Annotated in this window: 9 protein-coding genes and 1 tRNA gene; 3 read left to right on the forward strand and 7 right to left on the reverse strand. The window is 65.0% G+C overall.

The window, feature by feature from the left end:
* The first annotated feature begins 18 nt into the window (after positions 1–18).
* A complete protein-coding gene (locus AC0L2O_RS21840) occupies positions 19–1794 on the forward strand; it encodes an adenylate/guanylate cyclase domain-containing protein (RefSeq protein ID WP_473371129.1) in 1776 nt (591 codons plus the stop codon).
* A 112-nt stretch (positions 1795–1906) separates the two neighbouring features.
* Positions 1907–3598, forward strand: a complete 1692-nt coding sequence (locus tag AC0L2O_RS21845; protein ID WP_473371130.1) for a Na/Pi cotransporter family protein — start codon at positions 1907–1909, stop codon at positions 3596–3598.
* 185 nt (positions 3599–3783) lie between these two features.
* Here the strand turns inward: AC0L2O_RS21845 and AC0L2O_RS21850 are convergent, their stop codons facing one another.
* From AC0L2O_RS21850 to AC0L2O_RS21875, 6 genes are all read right to left on the reverse strand, one after another.
* A complete protein-coding gene (locus tag AC0L2O_RS21850; protein ID WP_369723761.1) occupies positions 3784–4122 on the reverse strand; it encodes a lipid-A-disaccharide synthase N-terminal domain-containing protein in 339 nt (112 codons plus the stop codon).
* Positions 4119–4853 (reverse strand): glycosyltransferase family 2 protein, encoded by a 735-nt coding sequence (locus tag AC0L2O_RS21855; RefSeq protein WP_369723763.1) that lies wholly within the window; start codon positions 4851–4853, stop codon positions 4119–4121. Before AC0L2O_RS21855 ends, AC0L2O_RS21850 begins: the two co-directional genes overlap by 4 nt.
* Before the next feature lie 65 nt (positions 4854–4918).
* The gene (locus AC0L2O_RS21860) at positions 4919–5764 is read right to left on the reverse strand and encodes a phosphatase PAP2 family protein (protein ID WP_409188869.1); all 846 of its coding nucleotides are present in this window, start codon (positions 5762–5764) and stop codon (positions 4919–4921) included.
* A 1-nt stretch (position 5765) separates the two neighbouring features.
* Positions 5766–7508 carry an ArnT family glycosyltransferase gene (locus tag AC0L2O_RS21865; protein ID WP_369723767.1) on the reverse strand — a complete coding sequence of 581 codons (1743 nt, stop codon included), beginning with the start codon at positions 7506–7508 and terminating at the stop codon, positions 5766–5768.
* Between the two features lie 50 nt (positions 7509–7558).
* A complete protein-coding gene (gene pbpC / locus AC0L2O_RS21870) occupies positions 7559–9709 on the reverse strand; it encodes a penicillin-binding protein 1C (RefSeq protein WP_473371131.1) in 2151 nt (716 codons plus the stop codon).
* Positions 9710–9786: 77 nt separating this feature from the next.
* On the reverse strand, positions 9787–14991 hold the full coding sequence (locus AC0L2O_RS21875) for an alpha-2-macroglobulin family protein (protein ID WP_473371132.1): 5205 nt from the start codon (positions 14989–14991) through the stop codon (positions 9787–9789).
* A 381-nt stretch (positions 14992–15372) separates the two neighbouring features.
* Here AC0L2O_RS21875 and AC0L2O_RS21880 point away from each other — a divergent pair.
* Positions 15373–15449 (forward strand) — tRNA-Arg (locus AC0L2O_RS21880).
* 369 nt (positions 15450–15818) lie between these two features.
* Here AC0L2O_RS21880 and AC0L2O_RS21885 read toward each other — a convergent pair.
* Entirely contained in the window at positions 15819–16385 is a 567-nt protein-coding gene (locus tag AC0L2O_RS21885; RefSeq protein WP_473371133.1) for a hypothetical protein, read from the reverse strand.
* Positions 16386–16719: the final 334 nt, after the last annotated feature.

A 16719-nucleotide genomic window follows, 5' to 3' on the forward strand; every position in this document is an offset into this window, starting at 1 on the left:
GCAAATGGATTTGAAAGCATGAACGTCCGGGTCGACCGCCGTCTGGCAGCTATCCTTGCCGCCGACGTCGCCGGCTACAGCCGCCTGATGGGCGAGGACGAGGAAGGCACGCTCGCACGCCTCAAGAGCTGCCGACATGGGCTCATCGATCCCAAGATCGCTGAACATCGCGGACGCATCGTGAAGACGACCGGGGACGGCATGCTGGTCGAGTTCGGCAGCGCAGTTGACGCCGTCCGTTGCGCGGTCGAAATCCAGCGCGCCATGGCCAGCGGCTTTGTCGACATGCCCGCCGAAAAGCACATCCAGTTTCGGATTGGCATTCACGTCGGCGACATCATCATCGACAGCGACGATATCTTCGGCGACGGCGTCAACATCGCAGCGCGCCTGGAGGGGATTGCCGAGCCCGGCGGCATTTGCATCTCGGACGATGCCTATCGCCAGATCAGGGGCAAGACCGAGATCGTCTATGATGACATGGGACAGCAGTCGCTCAAAAACATCTCCGAGCCGATGCGCGCGTGGCGAGCCCGCCCGGCAGCGGGGGCGACGTCCTCGATGAGGACGTCCGATCGACCGGTTGCCCTGATGCTGCCTGAGAAGCCCTCGATTGCGGTCCTGCCGTTTACCAATATGAGCGGCGATCCGGAGCAGGAATATTTCGCTGACGGCGTGGTCGAAGACATCATCACGGCCTTGTCGCGCATGAACTGGCTGTTCGTCATCGCGCGCAATTCGAGCTTCACCTACAAGGGGAAGGCCGTCGACATCAAGCAGGTCGGCCGCGAACTCGGCGTCCGCTATGTGCTGGAAGGCAGCGTGCGCAAAGCCGGCAACAAGGTGCGCATTACCGGGCAGCTCATCGACGCCTCGAACGGAGCGCATTTGTGGGCAGACCGGTTCGATGGCGCGCTCGAAGACGTCTTCGAACTCCAGGACGAGGTGACAACAAGCGTCATCGGCGCCATTGCGCCGAAGCTCGAGCAGGCCGAGATCGAGCGCGCCAGGCGCAAGCCGACGGACAAGCTCGCTGCGTACGACTATTATCTGCACGGGATGGCGAACATCTATCAGGGGACGAAAGACGCCAATCTCGACGCCCTGCAGAACTTCCAGCGTGCCACGGAAATCGATCCCAACTTCGCAACCGCTCACGGCATGAGCGCATATTGCTATGTGTGGCGCAAGGCGAATGGCTGGGTCACAGAAACCAAGCAGGAAACCGCCGCGGCCGAAGTCGCGGCAAGAAAAGCCGCCAGGCTGGGTCTCGATGACGCGATCGCGCTCGCCCAGGCGGGCTTCGCCCTGGCATTCGTTGCCGCCAATCTTGACGATGGCGCCGCGCTCATCGATCGGGCGCTGAACCTCAACCCAAATCTTGCGGCGGCCTGGCGCTTCAGCGGATATGTCCGGGTGTTTCTTGGGAACCCCGATCTCGCGATCGAGCATCTCGAACGCGCGATACGGCTGAGCCCGCTCGACCCATTGATCTTCATCGTCCAGAACGGGATCGTGCTGGCCCACTTCTTTGCCGGACGCTACGAGGAGGCGCTGGACTGGGCTCAGCGCGCGCTTCGGCAGAATCCGAACTACGCCGCAGCGCTGATCATGGCGGCGGTCAGCGGCGCGCTGGCCGGACGCAACGAGGATCGGGACAAAGCCGTCGCCCGGCTGCGCGAGCTCGACCCGCAGGTCCGGATCGCCAATTTCGCAAACGTGTGGCCTTTGCGACGCGCTGGGGACCATGCCGCCTTCGAACAAGGCCTACGTCTGACGGGTCTGCCTTCATAACCGGCATGCATGCCTCCGGCACGGGCACGCTGAAACTTCTTCCGAAGAAAATGATTGATCGCCAGTCGTTTGGCGCTAGCCTGACCCCTCGACTCCAATCTGGACACGGAGCATGGGAACGTTGGTTCTGCTCGATCTGATGGGCGGCGTGGCGCTGTTGCTGTGGGGCCTTCACATGGTCCACAGCGGGATTCTGCGCGCCTTCGGCCCTGACCTCCGTCGCCTCCTTGGCAAGGCGTTGAGCAACCGCTTCAGCGCCTTTGCCGCCGGTCTCGGGCTCACGGCGCTGCTCCAGAGCAGCACGGCGACCGCGCTGCTCACCAGCTCTTTCGCCGCGGAGGGCCTGCTGAGCCTCGTTGCCGCGCTCGCCATCATGCTCGGCGCCAATGTCGGCACCACGCTGATCGTGCAGGTGCTGTCATTCAACATCGCAGCCGTCGCGCCGGTGCTGTTCGTGCTTGGGCTCGTCGCCTTCCGCTCGGGCGCGCGTTCGCGGATCAAGGATATCGGCCGAGTCTGCATCGGCCTCGGCCTGATGCTGCTGTCGCTGCACATCCTGCTCGACACGCTGGCGCCCGCGGAGAACGCGCCCGGCGTCCGCGTCGTCATGGCGGCGATCACCGGCGATCCGGTTCTGTGCATCGTCATTGCCGCGCTCGTCACCTGGGCCGTGCATTCGAGCGTCGCCAGCGTGCTGCTGATCATGTCGCTGGCCTATTCGCAGTTCATCACCCCCTACGCGGCTCTCGCATTGGTGCTCGGCGCCAATCTCGGCAGCGCCATCAACCCTGTGTTCGAAGGCGCCAGGCGCGACGATCCCGCCAGCTATCGGCTGCCGCTCGGCAACCTCATCAATCGCGTGGTCGGGATCGTGCTCGTGCTGCCGTTCCTGAGCGGGATCGCCGCCCACATGCAGGCCTGGCAGCCGGATCTCGCCAGGATGACAGCGGCCTTCCACATCGCGTTCAATGTCGGCACGGCCGTCGTCTTCATCGGTCTGCTCGACGCCATGTCGCGACTGTTGACGAGACTGCTGCCCGATCGCGTGCAGGAGACCGATCCGGCCCGTCCACGCTATCTCGACGAGACCGCGCTGGACACGCCGTCACTGGCGCTGGCCGATGCCGCCCGCGAGGCGTTGCGCATGGGCGACCTCGTCGAGGTCATGCTGCGCAAGGTGATGGCCGCGATGATGACGGGCGACCGCACCCTCGTCGACCAGGTCTCGCGGATGGACAATGTCGTCGACAGTCTCGACGAGGCGATCAAGCTCTATTTGACGAAGCTGACGCGGGGCAGCCTCGACGAGAGCGAGGGCCGCCGCGCGATGGAGATCATCTCCTTTGCCATCAACCTCGAGCATATCGGCGACATCATCGACAAGAATCTGAGCGAGCTTGCGACCAAGAAGATCAAGCGCCGCTTCCAGTTCTCACCGGAAGGCGCCGAAGAACTTGCCGCCTTCCACAAGCGCACGATGGATTCGCTGCGGATCGCCTTCGGCGTGTTCATGTCGGGCGATGCCAACGAGGCCCGCAAGCTGCTGGTGGAGAAGACCGCGCTGAAGAACACCGAGCTTGCCGCAGTCGAGCGCCATCTCGACCGCCTGCGCGAGGGTCGGCCCGAAACCATCGAAACCACCTCGCTGCATCTGGACGTGCTGCGAGATTTGCGCCGCATCCACTCGCACATCTGCTCGGTCGCCTATCCGGTACTGGATGCGGCGGGCGAGCCCTATCGCAGGCCCGAGGCGGAGGCGACCGCCCTGCCCGCACCCGGCGCGGCCTCGGCGCTGCCGCGCTAATCAGTCAGATGCAGTGGTCGTCGCGGTCACCCTGCCTGATGATCGTATCATGCCAGTGTTTTGCCCGACGCGTCAAACTGATTTCGTAAAATCAGCAACACCATTGCCAGCCCGGGGCTACTGTGCATGGGGTTGTTTTCGACATTTTTTGTCGATCGCCATCCAAGCCTCGGTCCAACCCGGGATCAGCGCTCCAGCGTCTTCGAGGCGCGGCTGCGGTTCTTGACGATCAGCATGATGTTCCGAATATAGATGATGGTCGCCAGCGCCTGCCCGAGAATGATGACGGGCTCGCGCTTGACGATGCCGTAGACCAGCGTCATCAGCCCGCCGCCCATCGAGCAGAACCAGAACGCCATCGGCACCACGCTGTTGCCGGCGCGCTCGCTCGCAATCCACTGCACCAGGAAGCGCGCGGTGAAGAACAGCTGTGCGACCAGGCCGAACGCAAGCCAGAAGTCGAATTTGGCGACGAAGACATCGTAGAGATAATTGTTCAGCGCCTGACCGTATTGGATGATCACGCATTCACCTCGCTCACGTCCGGTGTCGGCTTCTTGCGGCGGATCAGCCACCACACGCCGGCGAGATCCATGATTCCGATCCAGAGCCGGTCGAAGAAGCCGTAATTCGACACGCCGGAATGGCGCGGCCGGTCGATCACGTCGACATAGGCGATCTCGTAGCCCTCGCGACGCACCAGCGCCGGCAGAAACCGATGCAGCCCGTCGAAATAGGGCAGCATCAGGAACACCTCGCGCCGGAACGCCTTCAGGCCGCAGCCGGTGTCGCGGGTGCCGTCCTTCAGGATCGCCCCGCGCACGCCATTGGCGATGCGCGACTGGAACTTCTTGAAGCCGGTGTCCTTGCGTCCGATCCGCTGGCCGGCGGCGAGCCCGACGCGGGCTCCGTTCTCGACCGCCGCAATGAGGTCCGGCAGGAAGGCCGGGTTGTTCTGGCCGTCGCCGTCGAGCGTCGCCACGATCGCGCCGCGCGCCGCCCGCACGCCGCTGCGTACCGCCGCCGACTGACCGCTCGATCTGGCGTGGCGCAGCTGCCGCAGATTGTCGCGTTGCTTCATGATGGCCGCGAGCCGTTCACCGGTCGCGTCGGTCGAGCCGTCATTGACGTAGATGATTTCATAGGCCCAGCGGCCATCGAGCGCCGCGCTGATCTCTGCGATCAGTGGCGCGATGTTGTCGGCTTCGTTGCGCACGGGAACGACGATGGAAACCGAAGGCTGGGACGTCGACAAATCGAAGCTCGTGGTTGGAATTGGCCCGCCCTTCAGGAACCGGCGGCCCCGGCAGGCAGCCGCTTTTATGGGGCGGATGCCCCGCGGGCAACCCTTTTGAGGCGGCCGCCGACCGCCTCGGGAAGCGGCACAATGGTGCCGTCGGCGCGGATCGCAAAACCGAGCCGGCGCGCCGCAAACCAGTAGCGGACCGCCATGGCGCTGACGATGCCGACCAGGGCGCCGGCCACGACGTCGCTAGGGTGGTGCGCGAGCAACACCAGTCGCGTCAGCAGGATCACGATCGCGTAAGTGAACATGAACACGCGCAGCCGCGGCCAGAGCGCGGAGACCGCAAAGGCCAGCGCGAACGCCGTGACCGCGTGCGCGGACGGCAGGCTGAAATAGGCCTCCGTTCCCTGGAATGGAACGAAGTTGAACGGGTTGGCCTTGCCGCCCACGAACGGCCGGCCGCGCCCGATGGCGAGTTTCAGGATTTCGGCTGTGAACACCGCCACGGCAACGGACAGAAACAGGAACTGCAGCCGCGTGCCGAGCCCCAGCAGCACCGCACGGCGGGTGCCGTGCAGCCCCGCCGCAACAAGCGCCACGATCACGAGCGCCGCAGCCAACACCACGAGCACATACTCGTCCTTGCCGAAATCGGTGAGGATCCGGATCGGCCACAGGCCGGGCGTGCCGCGCGCCGGCATCAACTCGATCTCGGTCAGGTCGAAGGCGAGCATGAGCGCGATGACCAGGGCGGCGCCGGCCACGCTGAGCCAGAGCGAATGCCGCGCCAGTTTTCGCGCAGCCTCGGAGCGGCGCGAATGCGAGGGCGCGCGCACGAGCTGCGCCAGCGCGCCGCCCGCGACGGCGAGCAGTTGCGCGGGGTAGCGCGCGCGCGGAGCGATCTCGGTGGGAGCCGGCATCCTACTCGGTGCCTTCGGAGCGGAAGATCGAGATCGAGATCGCGCGCCCTTGCGAGAAATTATAGCCGTCGATGCGCGCGCCGACCTTGTAGCGCAGCCCGATCGCCTCGGCGCGCTGCACGAAGCTGCGCTCGGAACGCTGCTCGATCAGTGCGAAACGGCAGCTCCCCTGCCGCAGGAAGTCGGCCGCGCCAGAACCGTCGGTGAGCAGCGTCGAGGTGCCGGTCAGGAACACCAGGCTTGGCTCGTGATAGCCGGCCGCGGCCGCCTTCGGCCCGACACAGGTGACGTTGCGCAGGGCGCGCGCGATCTCGATGCTCGGAAACAATGGCGTCAGCGACGGCAGCACGATGCCGTAGACCACGACCGCCAGCATCAGCGCCGCCACCAGCGCGTTGAGCACCGAGCGCTCGGCGCGGTTGTTGTCGTAGAGCCACCAGGCGAACAGGCCGAAGATCAGCGAGGCCGCGATGAACGGCCATGCCACGAAGGCCGGCTGCCGCGTCAGCATGACCGCGCCGACCACCGCGATGATCGAGGCCGCCGCGGGAATCGCGAACCACCAGGCCGAGCCGCGCATTAGCCACGACCGCGACAGCACGCGCCGCTCCAGCGCGCCGACGGTGAGGATCGCGATCGCGGGGTACAGCGGCAGCACATAATGCGGCAGCTTGGTCAGCACCGCCTCGAACACGATCCAGGACGGGATCAGCCAGGCCAGCAGGAATTGCGCACCAGGCTCGCGCCGGGCCCGCCACACCGCCGGCGCCGCCATGGCCGCGAGCGGCGCGCCCGGCCAGAACGTGATCCAGAACAGCGCCAGGTATACGCCTGGCGGGGCGCCATGGGATTCCTGCGCGCCGATCTTGCTCAGCATGTCGCCGCCGACGGAATCGGCGAAAAAGGCGTCGCCCGCGCGCCAGAAGATCGCGATGAACCAGGGCAGCACCAGCACCAGCATCCACATCAGGCCCCAGACCGGACGTAGCCGCCACAGCCAGGAGGCATCGCGGTCCTGGATCGCGAGCACGACGATGGTGAGCCCCGCGAACATCAGGATCAGCGGCCCCTTGATCAGGATGCCGACGGCAAGCGCCGTCCAGAAGATCGCGGGCCAGCTCCAGGGCGGACGCGCCTCGTCTTCGGCGCGCTGCCAGGACAGATAGGCCCGTGCCATCGCGCCCATCGCCGCGGTGACGCAGAACAGCAGCATCGCGTCGGTTTTCGCGAGCCGCGCCTCGACGCCGAGCAGCACGGAGGCGCACATCAGCAGCGCGGCAAGGACCGCGGCGCGGCGCGTGACGAAGCCAAGTGCGGTCCAATAGGTCATGAGCACGGCGCCGATCGCGCCGATCAGCGATGGCAGCCGATAGACCCAGATCCGCAATTCGGCTTTCGGCAGTTTGAGCGCCGAGGCGATTTCGACCGCGGCGGATTGCAGCCAATAGATGCCGACCGGCTTCTTGTAGCGGACGTCCTCCTGGAAGCGGATGTCGACATAGTCGCCGCTCTCGACCATCTGCTTGGTGGCCTGGGCAAAGCGCGCCTCGTCGCGGTCAACGGGCGGGATGGTGAAGAAGCCCGGCAGGAACAGCAGCAACGCGCACAGCACAAGAAACGCAACCGCGCGGGCGTGGCTTGCGGTCGCGATGTCGAGCATCAGCAGGAGCCGGCTGCCCGGATTTACGGGCGATTTCGGCTCGCGCGGCGCTCCAAAACGGGGGCTGGGATAGGTCTCGGCCATTGGTTCCGCTTACGATGAAACCGCCATGGCCACAACCGCTTAAGGCAAGGTCATTGAATTCGAATGACAACTGTGTCCGCAGCGCCCGTGGCGTCGATCACGGTCAGCCGTGCAAAGCCTGGACCAGGCGGATCGATCAGGCGCTGCCGCCGTCCGTCGATTTCGCCGAGCGCCGTGCCGTTGACCAGGACCGTCATCGGCAAGACCCCGCCGGCGACCTTCACGGGCATGGCTGCGGCCTCCGGCCCGCTGGAGCGATCCACATCGATCCGCGAGCCGTTCAGCGGGAACTGGATGTGCGGTGCCTGCTCGCCCCCGGTCCGAACGAGCTCCCCGACCGGGCGGAACCGCTTCAACGGCAGCGGCAGTTTGGCGTTACTGGCGACCAGGGTTCCCTTTGGTGGCTTCGGCAATGGGGTCAGCGTCTTGCCGGTCCGTGCAAAGGCGTCGAACAGGATGGGAGCTGCGGCCACGCGGCCGATCAGGCCGGGCACCGGCGCGCCGTCCGGGCGGCCAACCCAGACGCCGATAGTCATGCGGCCGTCGAACCCGACCGACCAGGCGTCGCGATAGCCGTAGGAGGTGCCGGTCTTGAAGGCGATGCGGTTATGGGCGGCGTTTTCCGGCGGCGGCGTGCCGAGCAAGACGTTGCCGACCTGCCACGCCGCGACAGGATCCAGCAGCCGCAAGGGCTCGCGGTCGTCCCTGTTCGCCATGATCTCACGCAGCGGCCGAGTTGAGCCCAGCCGGGCGAAACCCGTGTAGAGCTGGACGAGATCCTGAAGCGTCACGCCGACACCGCCGAGGCCCATCGCGAGACCAGGCGCCTCCTCCTTCGGCAAAACCAGATTGCCGCCGGCCTGCCGCAGCCGCGATGCCAGCCGGCTCGCGCCGACGCGGTCGAGCAGTACGATCGCGGGCACGTTCAGGGACATCTGCAGCGCCTTCTTCACCGGCACCGTGCCCTGGAACGTCATGTCGAAATTTTCCGGCGCATAGGAGCCGAAGCGAACCGGCCGGTCGTCGATCAAACTGTCCGGATGGACAAAGCCGTCCTCGAAGGCGAGCCCATAGATGAATGGCTTGAGCGTCGAGCCCGGCGAGCGGATGGCCCGGGTCATGTCGACCTGCCCGGCCCGGCTCTCGTCGAAATAATCCGCTGAACCGACGCGCGCGAGCACATCGCCGCTGTCGTTGTCGACCACGATGATGCCGACGGAGATGTTGGGACCGAGCGCGATGGCGCGGTCGCGCGCCAGCGGCTCCAGCACCTTTTGCAAGTTCGCGTCCAGCGTCAGCTTGATGAGCGGCGTATCCTTGACGATCGACAGCGCCGTGTCCGAAGCGTGCGGCGCCAGGATCGGCATCGGCTTGCGCAGTTTTGGCACCGGCACAGCCTTGGCCTGCCTGGCGTCGTCGACGCTGACCACATGCTCCTCGACCATGCGATCGAGCACGCGGTCCCGCGCAATGCGGGCGGCCTCGGGATAGCGGTCGAGCCGGCGCGTCTCCGGTGATTGCGGCAGCGCGACCAGCAATGCAGCCTCCGCCAGCGAAAGCCGCTTCGGCTCCTTGCCGAGATAGGCGATCGAGGCGGCGCGGATGCCTTCGAGATTGCCGCCATAGGGCGCGAGCGCAAGATAGAGGTTGAGGATCTCGTCCTTGCTGAGCGTCCGCTCCAGCTCGATCGCACGCACGATCTGGTGCAGTTTTGCGTAGAACGAGCGCTGCCGCCGCGGCTCCATAAGCCGGGCGAGCTGCATCGAGATGGTCGAGCCGCCGGACACGATGTGCCCGCGCGTCGAGAGCTGCAACGCGGCACGGCCCAGCGCGATCGGATCGATGCCATCATGGGCATAGAAGCGCTGGTCCTCATAGGCGAATAGCAGCTTGAGGTAGGTCGGATCGACGTTTATTTTTGCCTCGACCGGCAAACGCCAGCGGCCGTCCGCCATCGCGTAGGCACGCAGCAGCTTGCCGTTGCGGTCGACGATCGTGGTGGAGACCTTGCGGGCTTCGTCGAGCGGCAGTGGACCGAGCGAGTAGACCCAGGCGACGGAGGCGATGATTGCAAGGATGAACGTGACCGCAAGGGCGGGTAGGATGCTTATGCTTGCGCGCCCTACTCCGCCATGGCCGGGCTTGTCCCGGCCATCCACGTTCTTGACCGCGCCACCAAGGTCCGTGGATGCCTGGGACATCTGCGCGAACACGCGCTTCGCGCTTTTGCCCGGGCATGACGACGGAGTATGAGGCTCGGCTTTGTTCATCTCACCACTCACTTCGCCGCCCGCACCTCGACATTGCCGGTGCCGGTGCGCCCATAACGCGAGGGATTGTACATGTCCTCGACATAGGCCTGCGGCAGCACGTATTTGCCGGGCGAGACCACGCGCACGACATAGGCCACCGTGAAGACCGCCTTCGAATCCGAGGCCCGATCGACCGCCGCGGTGAAGCGGTCGTCGCGAAACTCGGCATCTTCGGGCTCCTGGCCATCCTCGATCCAGTCCAGCGTGCCGCTGTCGCCCGACGAAACCAGCTTCGGGTTGTCGATCTCCAGCCCAGCCGGCAGATAGTCGGACACCATGATGTGGCCGTATTCAGGCTTCGCCTCCGTAACCTTCAACACCACGGCGAAGCGATCGTTCTGCTTGACCTTGCTGATGTCGGCCGGCTTGCCGTCGAGCGTGAAATAGTTGCGCTCGATCTTGAAGCCGTTGGAGGCCGCAGGCTCCGGCGTCACCGGCGAGCCTGATACCGAGATCACCGCCTGCACCGGCGCGTCGCCGGTGTTGGTGATCTTCAGCGGCTTGCCGCTCAGCATGTCCGCCTTGTAGCTGCGATACAGCGCTGTCTTGACCGATTGGCCATCGACCTCGATGGAGAGGTTTTCCTTCGCCAACGCACGTGCCGCCAGCACCAACCACGCATTCTCCTGCGTGGAGGTGTAGGGCGTCAGCCCGCGAGCGGTCTCGACCCGCGACACGGCTTGCGTGAGCGTCGCCTTCGGGGCGTTGCCCTCGCTCGCGAGCGACACCAGCGCCGCCGCATCGCGAAGCTGCGAGCCGTAGTCGGTCCGGCCAAACTCCAGCACCGGCTTCGGTGCCAGGCTATCGAGCGCAGCACCATAGACCCGCTCGGCGCGGTTGCGATCACCGACCAACGCAAGCGCCGCTGCGAGCTGCGACTTCGCGATCGGAGTTGCCAGGTTGGAAAGCTTGGTGTCAGCGAGATAACGCAGATCGCCGATCGGAGCTGCGCCGTTACGTGCGAGCACGTAGAGTCCATATGCGAGATCACGCCCGCCGTCCTTCTCCGGCTCGTTGCCGTTGACGACGGAGTTGCGGACGCGGTCGAGCGCGTTCTTGAACAGCACGTCCGGCACCACAAAGCCTTTTTCACGGGCCCGGGTCAGGAAGTCCGTCACATAGGCGTCCAGCCAGGCATCGTCGCCGCCGGCCACCCACAGGCCGAACGAGCCATTGGAGCCCTGACGGGCCAGCAGCCGCTCGATCGCATCGCGGATGCGCTGGTCCACCTCGGTGTCCATGGCGAGATGCGCGCCGGCCGCGAGGTCGTTGACATAGAGCAGCGGCAAGGCGCGGCTCGTGATCTGCTCCGAGCAGCCATAGGGATAGCGGTCGAGTGCTTTCAGGATCGTCGCAGCATCGAGGGCGGTCGACAGGCTCGCCGAAACCGAGACGCTGCCCGTGCCCGGCACGAGGTCGGAGAACATGTCCGAGGTCAACGTCAGGCTCTCACCCTTTGCCAGCGTCCGGATCGAGCGCCGCGCCAGCACCTGCGTCGCCGCCTTGACGTCGAACGCATAGTGCCGCGCCAGCGCAAGTCCGTTCGGCCCCTTGATGTCGACGTCGAGCGTCGCCGGCCCTGCCGCCGTCGCGTCGAGCGCCAGGGAAAACGAGTTGCGCTGCTTGGCCGCGAGCTTGACCGTGGTTGCGGCATTGCCGGTCATCTTCACCGGACCACCCGTCTTCACGTTAATGACGTAGTCGCCGGCCTGGCCCTCGACATTGTCGATCTCGAGATTGACCGTCCCATGGTCGCCGTTGAGCAGGAAGCGCGGCAGCGTCGTGGTCAGCACCACGGGATCGCGGATCACGACATCGGTGTTGGCGCGGCCGAGCTTGGTCGCGGTCCACGCCACCGCCATCACGCGCGCGGTGCCGGCGAATTCGGGGACGTCAAAACTCACCTCCGCGGTGCCGTCGGAGGCGACGGTGACGATGCCCGAATAGAGCGCCAGCGGCTTTTGCGCGGGCGGCGAGCCCTGCAGCTCGGCCGCGCCGGCATCACCGCCGGACTTGATCTGGCCGCGCGTGCCCGACATGCCGTCGATCAGCTGCCCGTAGAGATCGCGGATCTCGGCGCTGAGGCGGCGCTGGCCGAGATAATAATCGTCCGGCGCGGGCGGCTTGTAGTTCGTGAGGTTGAGGATGCCGACATCGACCGCTGATATGACCACCTTCGCGTCCTCGCCCGGATTGAGCCCATCCAGCTTGACCGGTATTTTGAGCATCCCGTTCGGCCGGATCAGCGCCGGTGGTGTCAGCTTCACGGATAGTGTGCGCGTCTGCTTGTCGATGCCGAACCATTTCAGCCCGATCGCCCGGCCGGGCATGCGCTGGGCGGCCGCATCGAGCGGACGGCGCAGCGTTGCCACCACATAGGCGCCCGTACCCCAGTCCTTGCCGACCGGGATTTTCAGCTGCGCGGTGCCCTCCTTGACGTCGATGGTCTGGGTCGTGAGCAGGCGGTCACCGAGTACGTTGATGGTGAGCTTGCCCGGCGTGCGGACGTTCACCGATACCGTCATCGTATCGCCGGAGGCGTATTGCGGCTTGTCGATCGAGGTCTCCAGCAGGTCCGGGGTGTCGGCGCTGCCGTCGGAGTACCAGCCGACGTCGAACTGCACCGAGGTCACCGGGCCGTCGGCGTCGTTCGACTTCACGTCGAGACGGTAGCGGCCGGGCTGCGGCGTCAATGACACGCGCGACGGCTTGTCGGCAGCGATCGTGACATCGCCGTCAGAGACGCGCGAGGTCGACTTGACCGGCTCGTACTCCCAGTAATTGTTCTGGCGATACCATTGATAGCGCGACTCCAGCTTCAGCAGCTCGTAGCGCAGGCCGTCCCGTGGCAAGGTCTTGCCCTCGGGCGAGACGAACACGACGTCGAACTCGGCCTTGTCGCCCTCGGCAACGTTCTTGTCGCCGAAGAGCGGCTTGATGCCGATCATGGCAGTTGCGGGCGCGACCGGCAGTACGAGCTTGCGTTCGACGGCGCGGCCGCCGGTCTCGACCATGCGGACGAAGATCTGCGCCTCCTGCGGGCGGGTCGAGGCCGGCTGCTTGTCGAGCGTCACGGGGAAGGTCGCAACGCCATTGGCGTCGGCCTCAGGCAAATTCTCCAGCGGCGTGCGCTCGTTCGAGGTGGTTTCCTCGTCGGCAACGCCGAACTGGTAGCCGGCAAAGCCCGGACGTTCGGACGCGGGTGCGACCAGCATGTCGCCCTCCAGCTGGAGGCCCGACGCGGGCGCGCCGTAGAGGAAGTGACCGTCGGCCTTCAGCTCCACTGGAGCATTAGCTTTGATCAGCTTGTCCTTGGTGGACAAGTCGAATTCGATCCGGTCGGGAACGTAATCCTCGACCATGAAGGTGGTCTCGCCGACCGAGGAGCCCTTCGGGTCGGTGAAGGCGCGCACGCGCCAGGTGCCGGTCGGGACGGCGGAGTTGAGCGACACGGACAGCGTGCGGCCGCCGGCACCCTGGTCGGACAGGACTGCGCGGCGGAATTCGACGCCGTCGGGGCGCTCGATCACCAGCGTCAGCGGCCCGCCGGTGACGGCATTGCCCTGCCCGTCGCGCAGCAGCGCGGTCAGATAGACGGTCTCGCTGGAGCGGTAGACGCCGCGCTCGGCATAGACGAAGGCGTCGGCGCCGGCCGGCACCACACGTCCCGCCACGCCGCGGTCGGAGAGATCAAAGGCGGAGGTCTTCAGGCTGAGGAAGGCATAGTCGGCCTTCTCGCCGGTGATCGTCAGCATCGCCGGGGACAGCCCGCCCTCGCCGCGCGCGAGCCCCGTCTCGAACAGGACGTGGCCGCTGTCGTCGGTCTTGCGGATCGCCAGAATCTCGTTGTTGCGGGCCACCAGCCGGACCTCGGCCTTCCCGACTGGATCGGTCGATGCCAGCGAATTGACGAAGACATGGATGCCGTCATTGCCCGAATACGCCGTCACGCCGAGATCGGAGACGATGAACCATTGGGTGGCGAGCTGATAATCGTCGTCGTTGCCCGGGCCCTTCGCGGCGGCCGTCATCACGTAGACGCCGGGCCGAAGCTCACCGAGCGCCTGGTCGACCGGGAATGCGGTGGTGACGTCCTGGTTCAGGGTCATTGCGGTGGCGAGCTCGCCGGACCACACCTTGACCCCGCGCTCGCCGCCGATATCTGCAAGCTGGTATTTTGACAGCATCTTCTGGAAGTCGCTGTCGACCACCGTGTTGATCAGATTGCGGTCGCCGATCCGGAATACGTTGACATTGACCGCCGGCGTGTTGACGCTGACCACGGGAATGCCGCGCTGGCCGGTCCTCGGCAGCACATAGGCGCGGCTGGTGAAGCGCACGAACGGCTTCCGATCGCGCACATAGACGTTGAACTCGGCCGATTTCGGCAGCCCCTCTTTCACCGTGGATGGCAGACCTGCGCGCAAATTGATGTTGTAGCGCTCGCCATGCTTGAGCCCGTCGACGCAGAGCTGGTTGCCTTCGGCCGTCACAGCCGGCTTGTCGGTCCCTGCCAGCGCCAGGAACGGCGCGAAATCGGTGCGCTTGGCAAGGTCCTCAGAGAACTGGAAGCACGCGCGCGGGCTCGCCGAGTCCGAATCCACGGTATAATCGAGCAGCCGAAAGCCGTGCTCGTCGCGCATCTTCTCATATTGCCCGCGGACGTCGGCGACCTCACGCATGTCGAGCGACAGCCGCAGCGCATCCAGCGCCGGCCGCCACAGTTTTCGTTCGGCCAGCGACTTGCCGAGCACGGCGAGCGCGTCCGCCTCCTCGCCCGGATTACCGGCCCGCTGATAGGCGATGTAGGCGGCGGTCGAGGCGCGCTCCAAAAGGAAGATCTGCTCGCTCGAGCTCTTCGGCGTGATCTGGAAAATGACCTTGGCGAGCCGCAGCCAGTTGCCGGCATCCTCCGGCGCGGTCGCGGCGATCTGGCCGAGAACCGACAGGCCACTGCGAAAATCATTGCGCCGGAAGGCAGCGTCGGCATCGGTGCGCAGCGTCGTATTGGTCTTGGCGACCGGCCCCGCCTCGCTCTTGATCTGGGCCTCCAGCTTGATCGCGGAATCGGCGAGATCGTCGCGCTTGAACGCCTTGTCCGCGGCGTGCGCAGCCGCAAGGCCGAACGCCAGCGTGGCGCAGAGTGCAACAGCGCGGATCAGACCGATCATGATGGACTCCAGAATCCCTGAGAGGATCGCGGACGAGCGCCGCGTTGGCGATAAAGGGCGCGGAAAGGTGACGGACTCAAGGCGATGGAACCAAAGGTGCAAAAGGTCGCATTCGCCATGGCAAGGCAAGCCCAAAGCTGCCGAAGGACCGCCGCAAGGACACGGCGGAAAGATGAACGGGCAAAGCACGTCTCACGCGCGACTTCTGAGGGCGGCACGGCTCGCTGCCGCGTCGCGAGAGGCCGGCCAAACGCACTCCGCCGCTCCGCTTTGTCGCTTTCGGGGGGAAAACGGTTCGGTTCAGGCTTGGCGAACCCGCGGATTTTTCATATTTGCCATGGTACAAGCCGGCCACGCCTCGATAGAGGCTGGCTTCATGACGGTCCCATAGCTCAACTGGATAGAGTAGCGGATTTCTACTCCGCGGGTTGCAGGTTCGAGTCCTGCTGGGATCGCCAGCTTTTCAACCCATAAATCAAGATGTTGGCCCGGTATCCGCTTCGTTCTGCGAGGCAATCCGTGTTGCGCGACGTTCCGAGCGGCTCGCAGGAAATTCAACGCGTTACGCGACGTTATAAATCGCTCCGTGCAACACGGGAGCAGCATCGACATTCGCTCTCTATTCACCGGAGCCGGTCAATGACCGCGCTCGTGGGGATCATGCTCGGAAGTCTTCTGGCCATCCTCGGGCGAGCGCTGTGGGCGTGGTGGCGCCGTCCTCCGGCGAAAACGATGGAGCAAGTCTGTCGCGATCTGGCAGCGAGTACCGCAGATGACGTATGAGTGGTCGGCGCTGCTCGATATGGCCGAGAACTATCGGGCCGCGATCAAGTCGCTGAATTCGCGACCGGGCAAGCCCGCGTCTCAGATCCACTCTGACCAACTCGATAGAAATAACAGAACGCTGTTCGATGTACGCTGTCATAGAAGGTAATGTTGCTCTTGTAGACAAAACAGCCTTGAACGAGGACGAGCCGATTGCGATCGCCCTTGTCGATCTTTAGGCCGGTCTTCGTGTGCTTGTACTCAAAGTCAGGGAAAGCAACGCGGTCCTGAAAGATAGCCTTTTGCTCGCACTTCTCCCGTTGCCACGAAACAGCCCGCTCCCCGCAACTACCCTTCAAGCCGTCGCTTCTACACTCGCTGGAAGAATCGAACTGCTCGGAGCTCGTCGCCACCGTAGCTGACCAATCGTCAGACCAATCATCGCCAAACTCGACGGCCGGCTCTTTGCCTGCATTCTTGTAGGTAACGTCAATGGTGACAATACCCGCATCGTCGATCGAAACTGTCGCTTTGGAGGGGCCCACCCACGCTCGTGTTGAGGCCTCCAATGTCGAATAGCCAAGGCCTGCCAATAGGACCGTCGCAATAGCAGACAGCATCGAAAACATGAAAGTGCCTAGGCGCAGTCTGGTGACCGAATCCAAGATCATAGCCTATCGCAAAAGCCCCCGGCGTGAGCCGTGCCATTCACGAGGGGTTCATAGCCGCTGAAGCACGCTGCGCCTTATGGAGGTTGTCAGATGATCAGTATCGGACTCGCCGCAGCACTACTCACGGGTCAGGCTTTGCCGACCGTGGACTTTCAGCCCCCCATGCAGCAGGTCCAGTATGGCGTGCCCAGACACCCTCCACCGAGCTATCGCTGAAAGTTGGTGACGGCGGGAATCGGAAAGGCGGCATATCGTGGGGGTGCTTGACGCCTCCACTTCTCCACCGAAGGAG

This window comes from Bradyrhizobium sp. Kon10 (genome assembly GCF_055807395.1).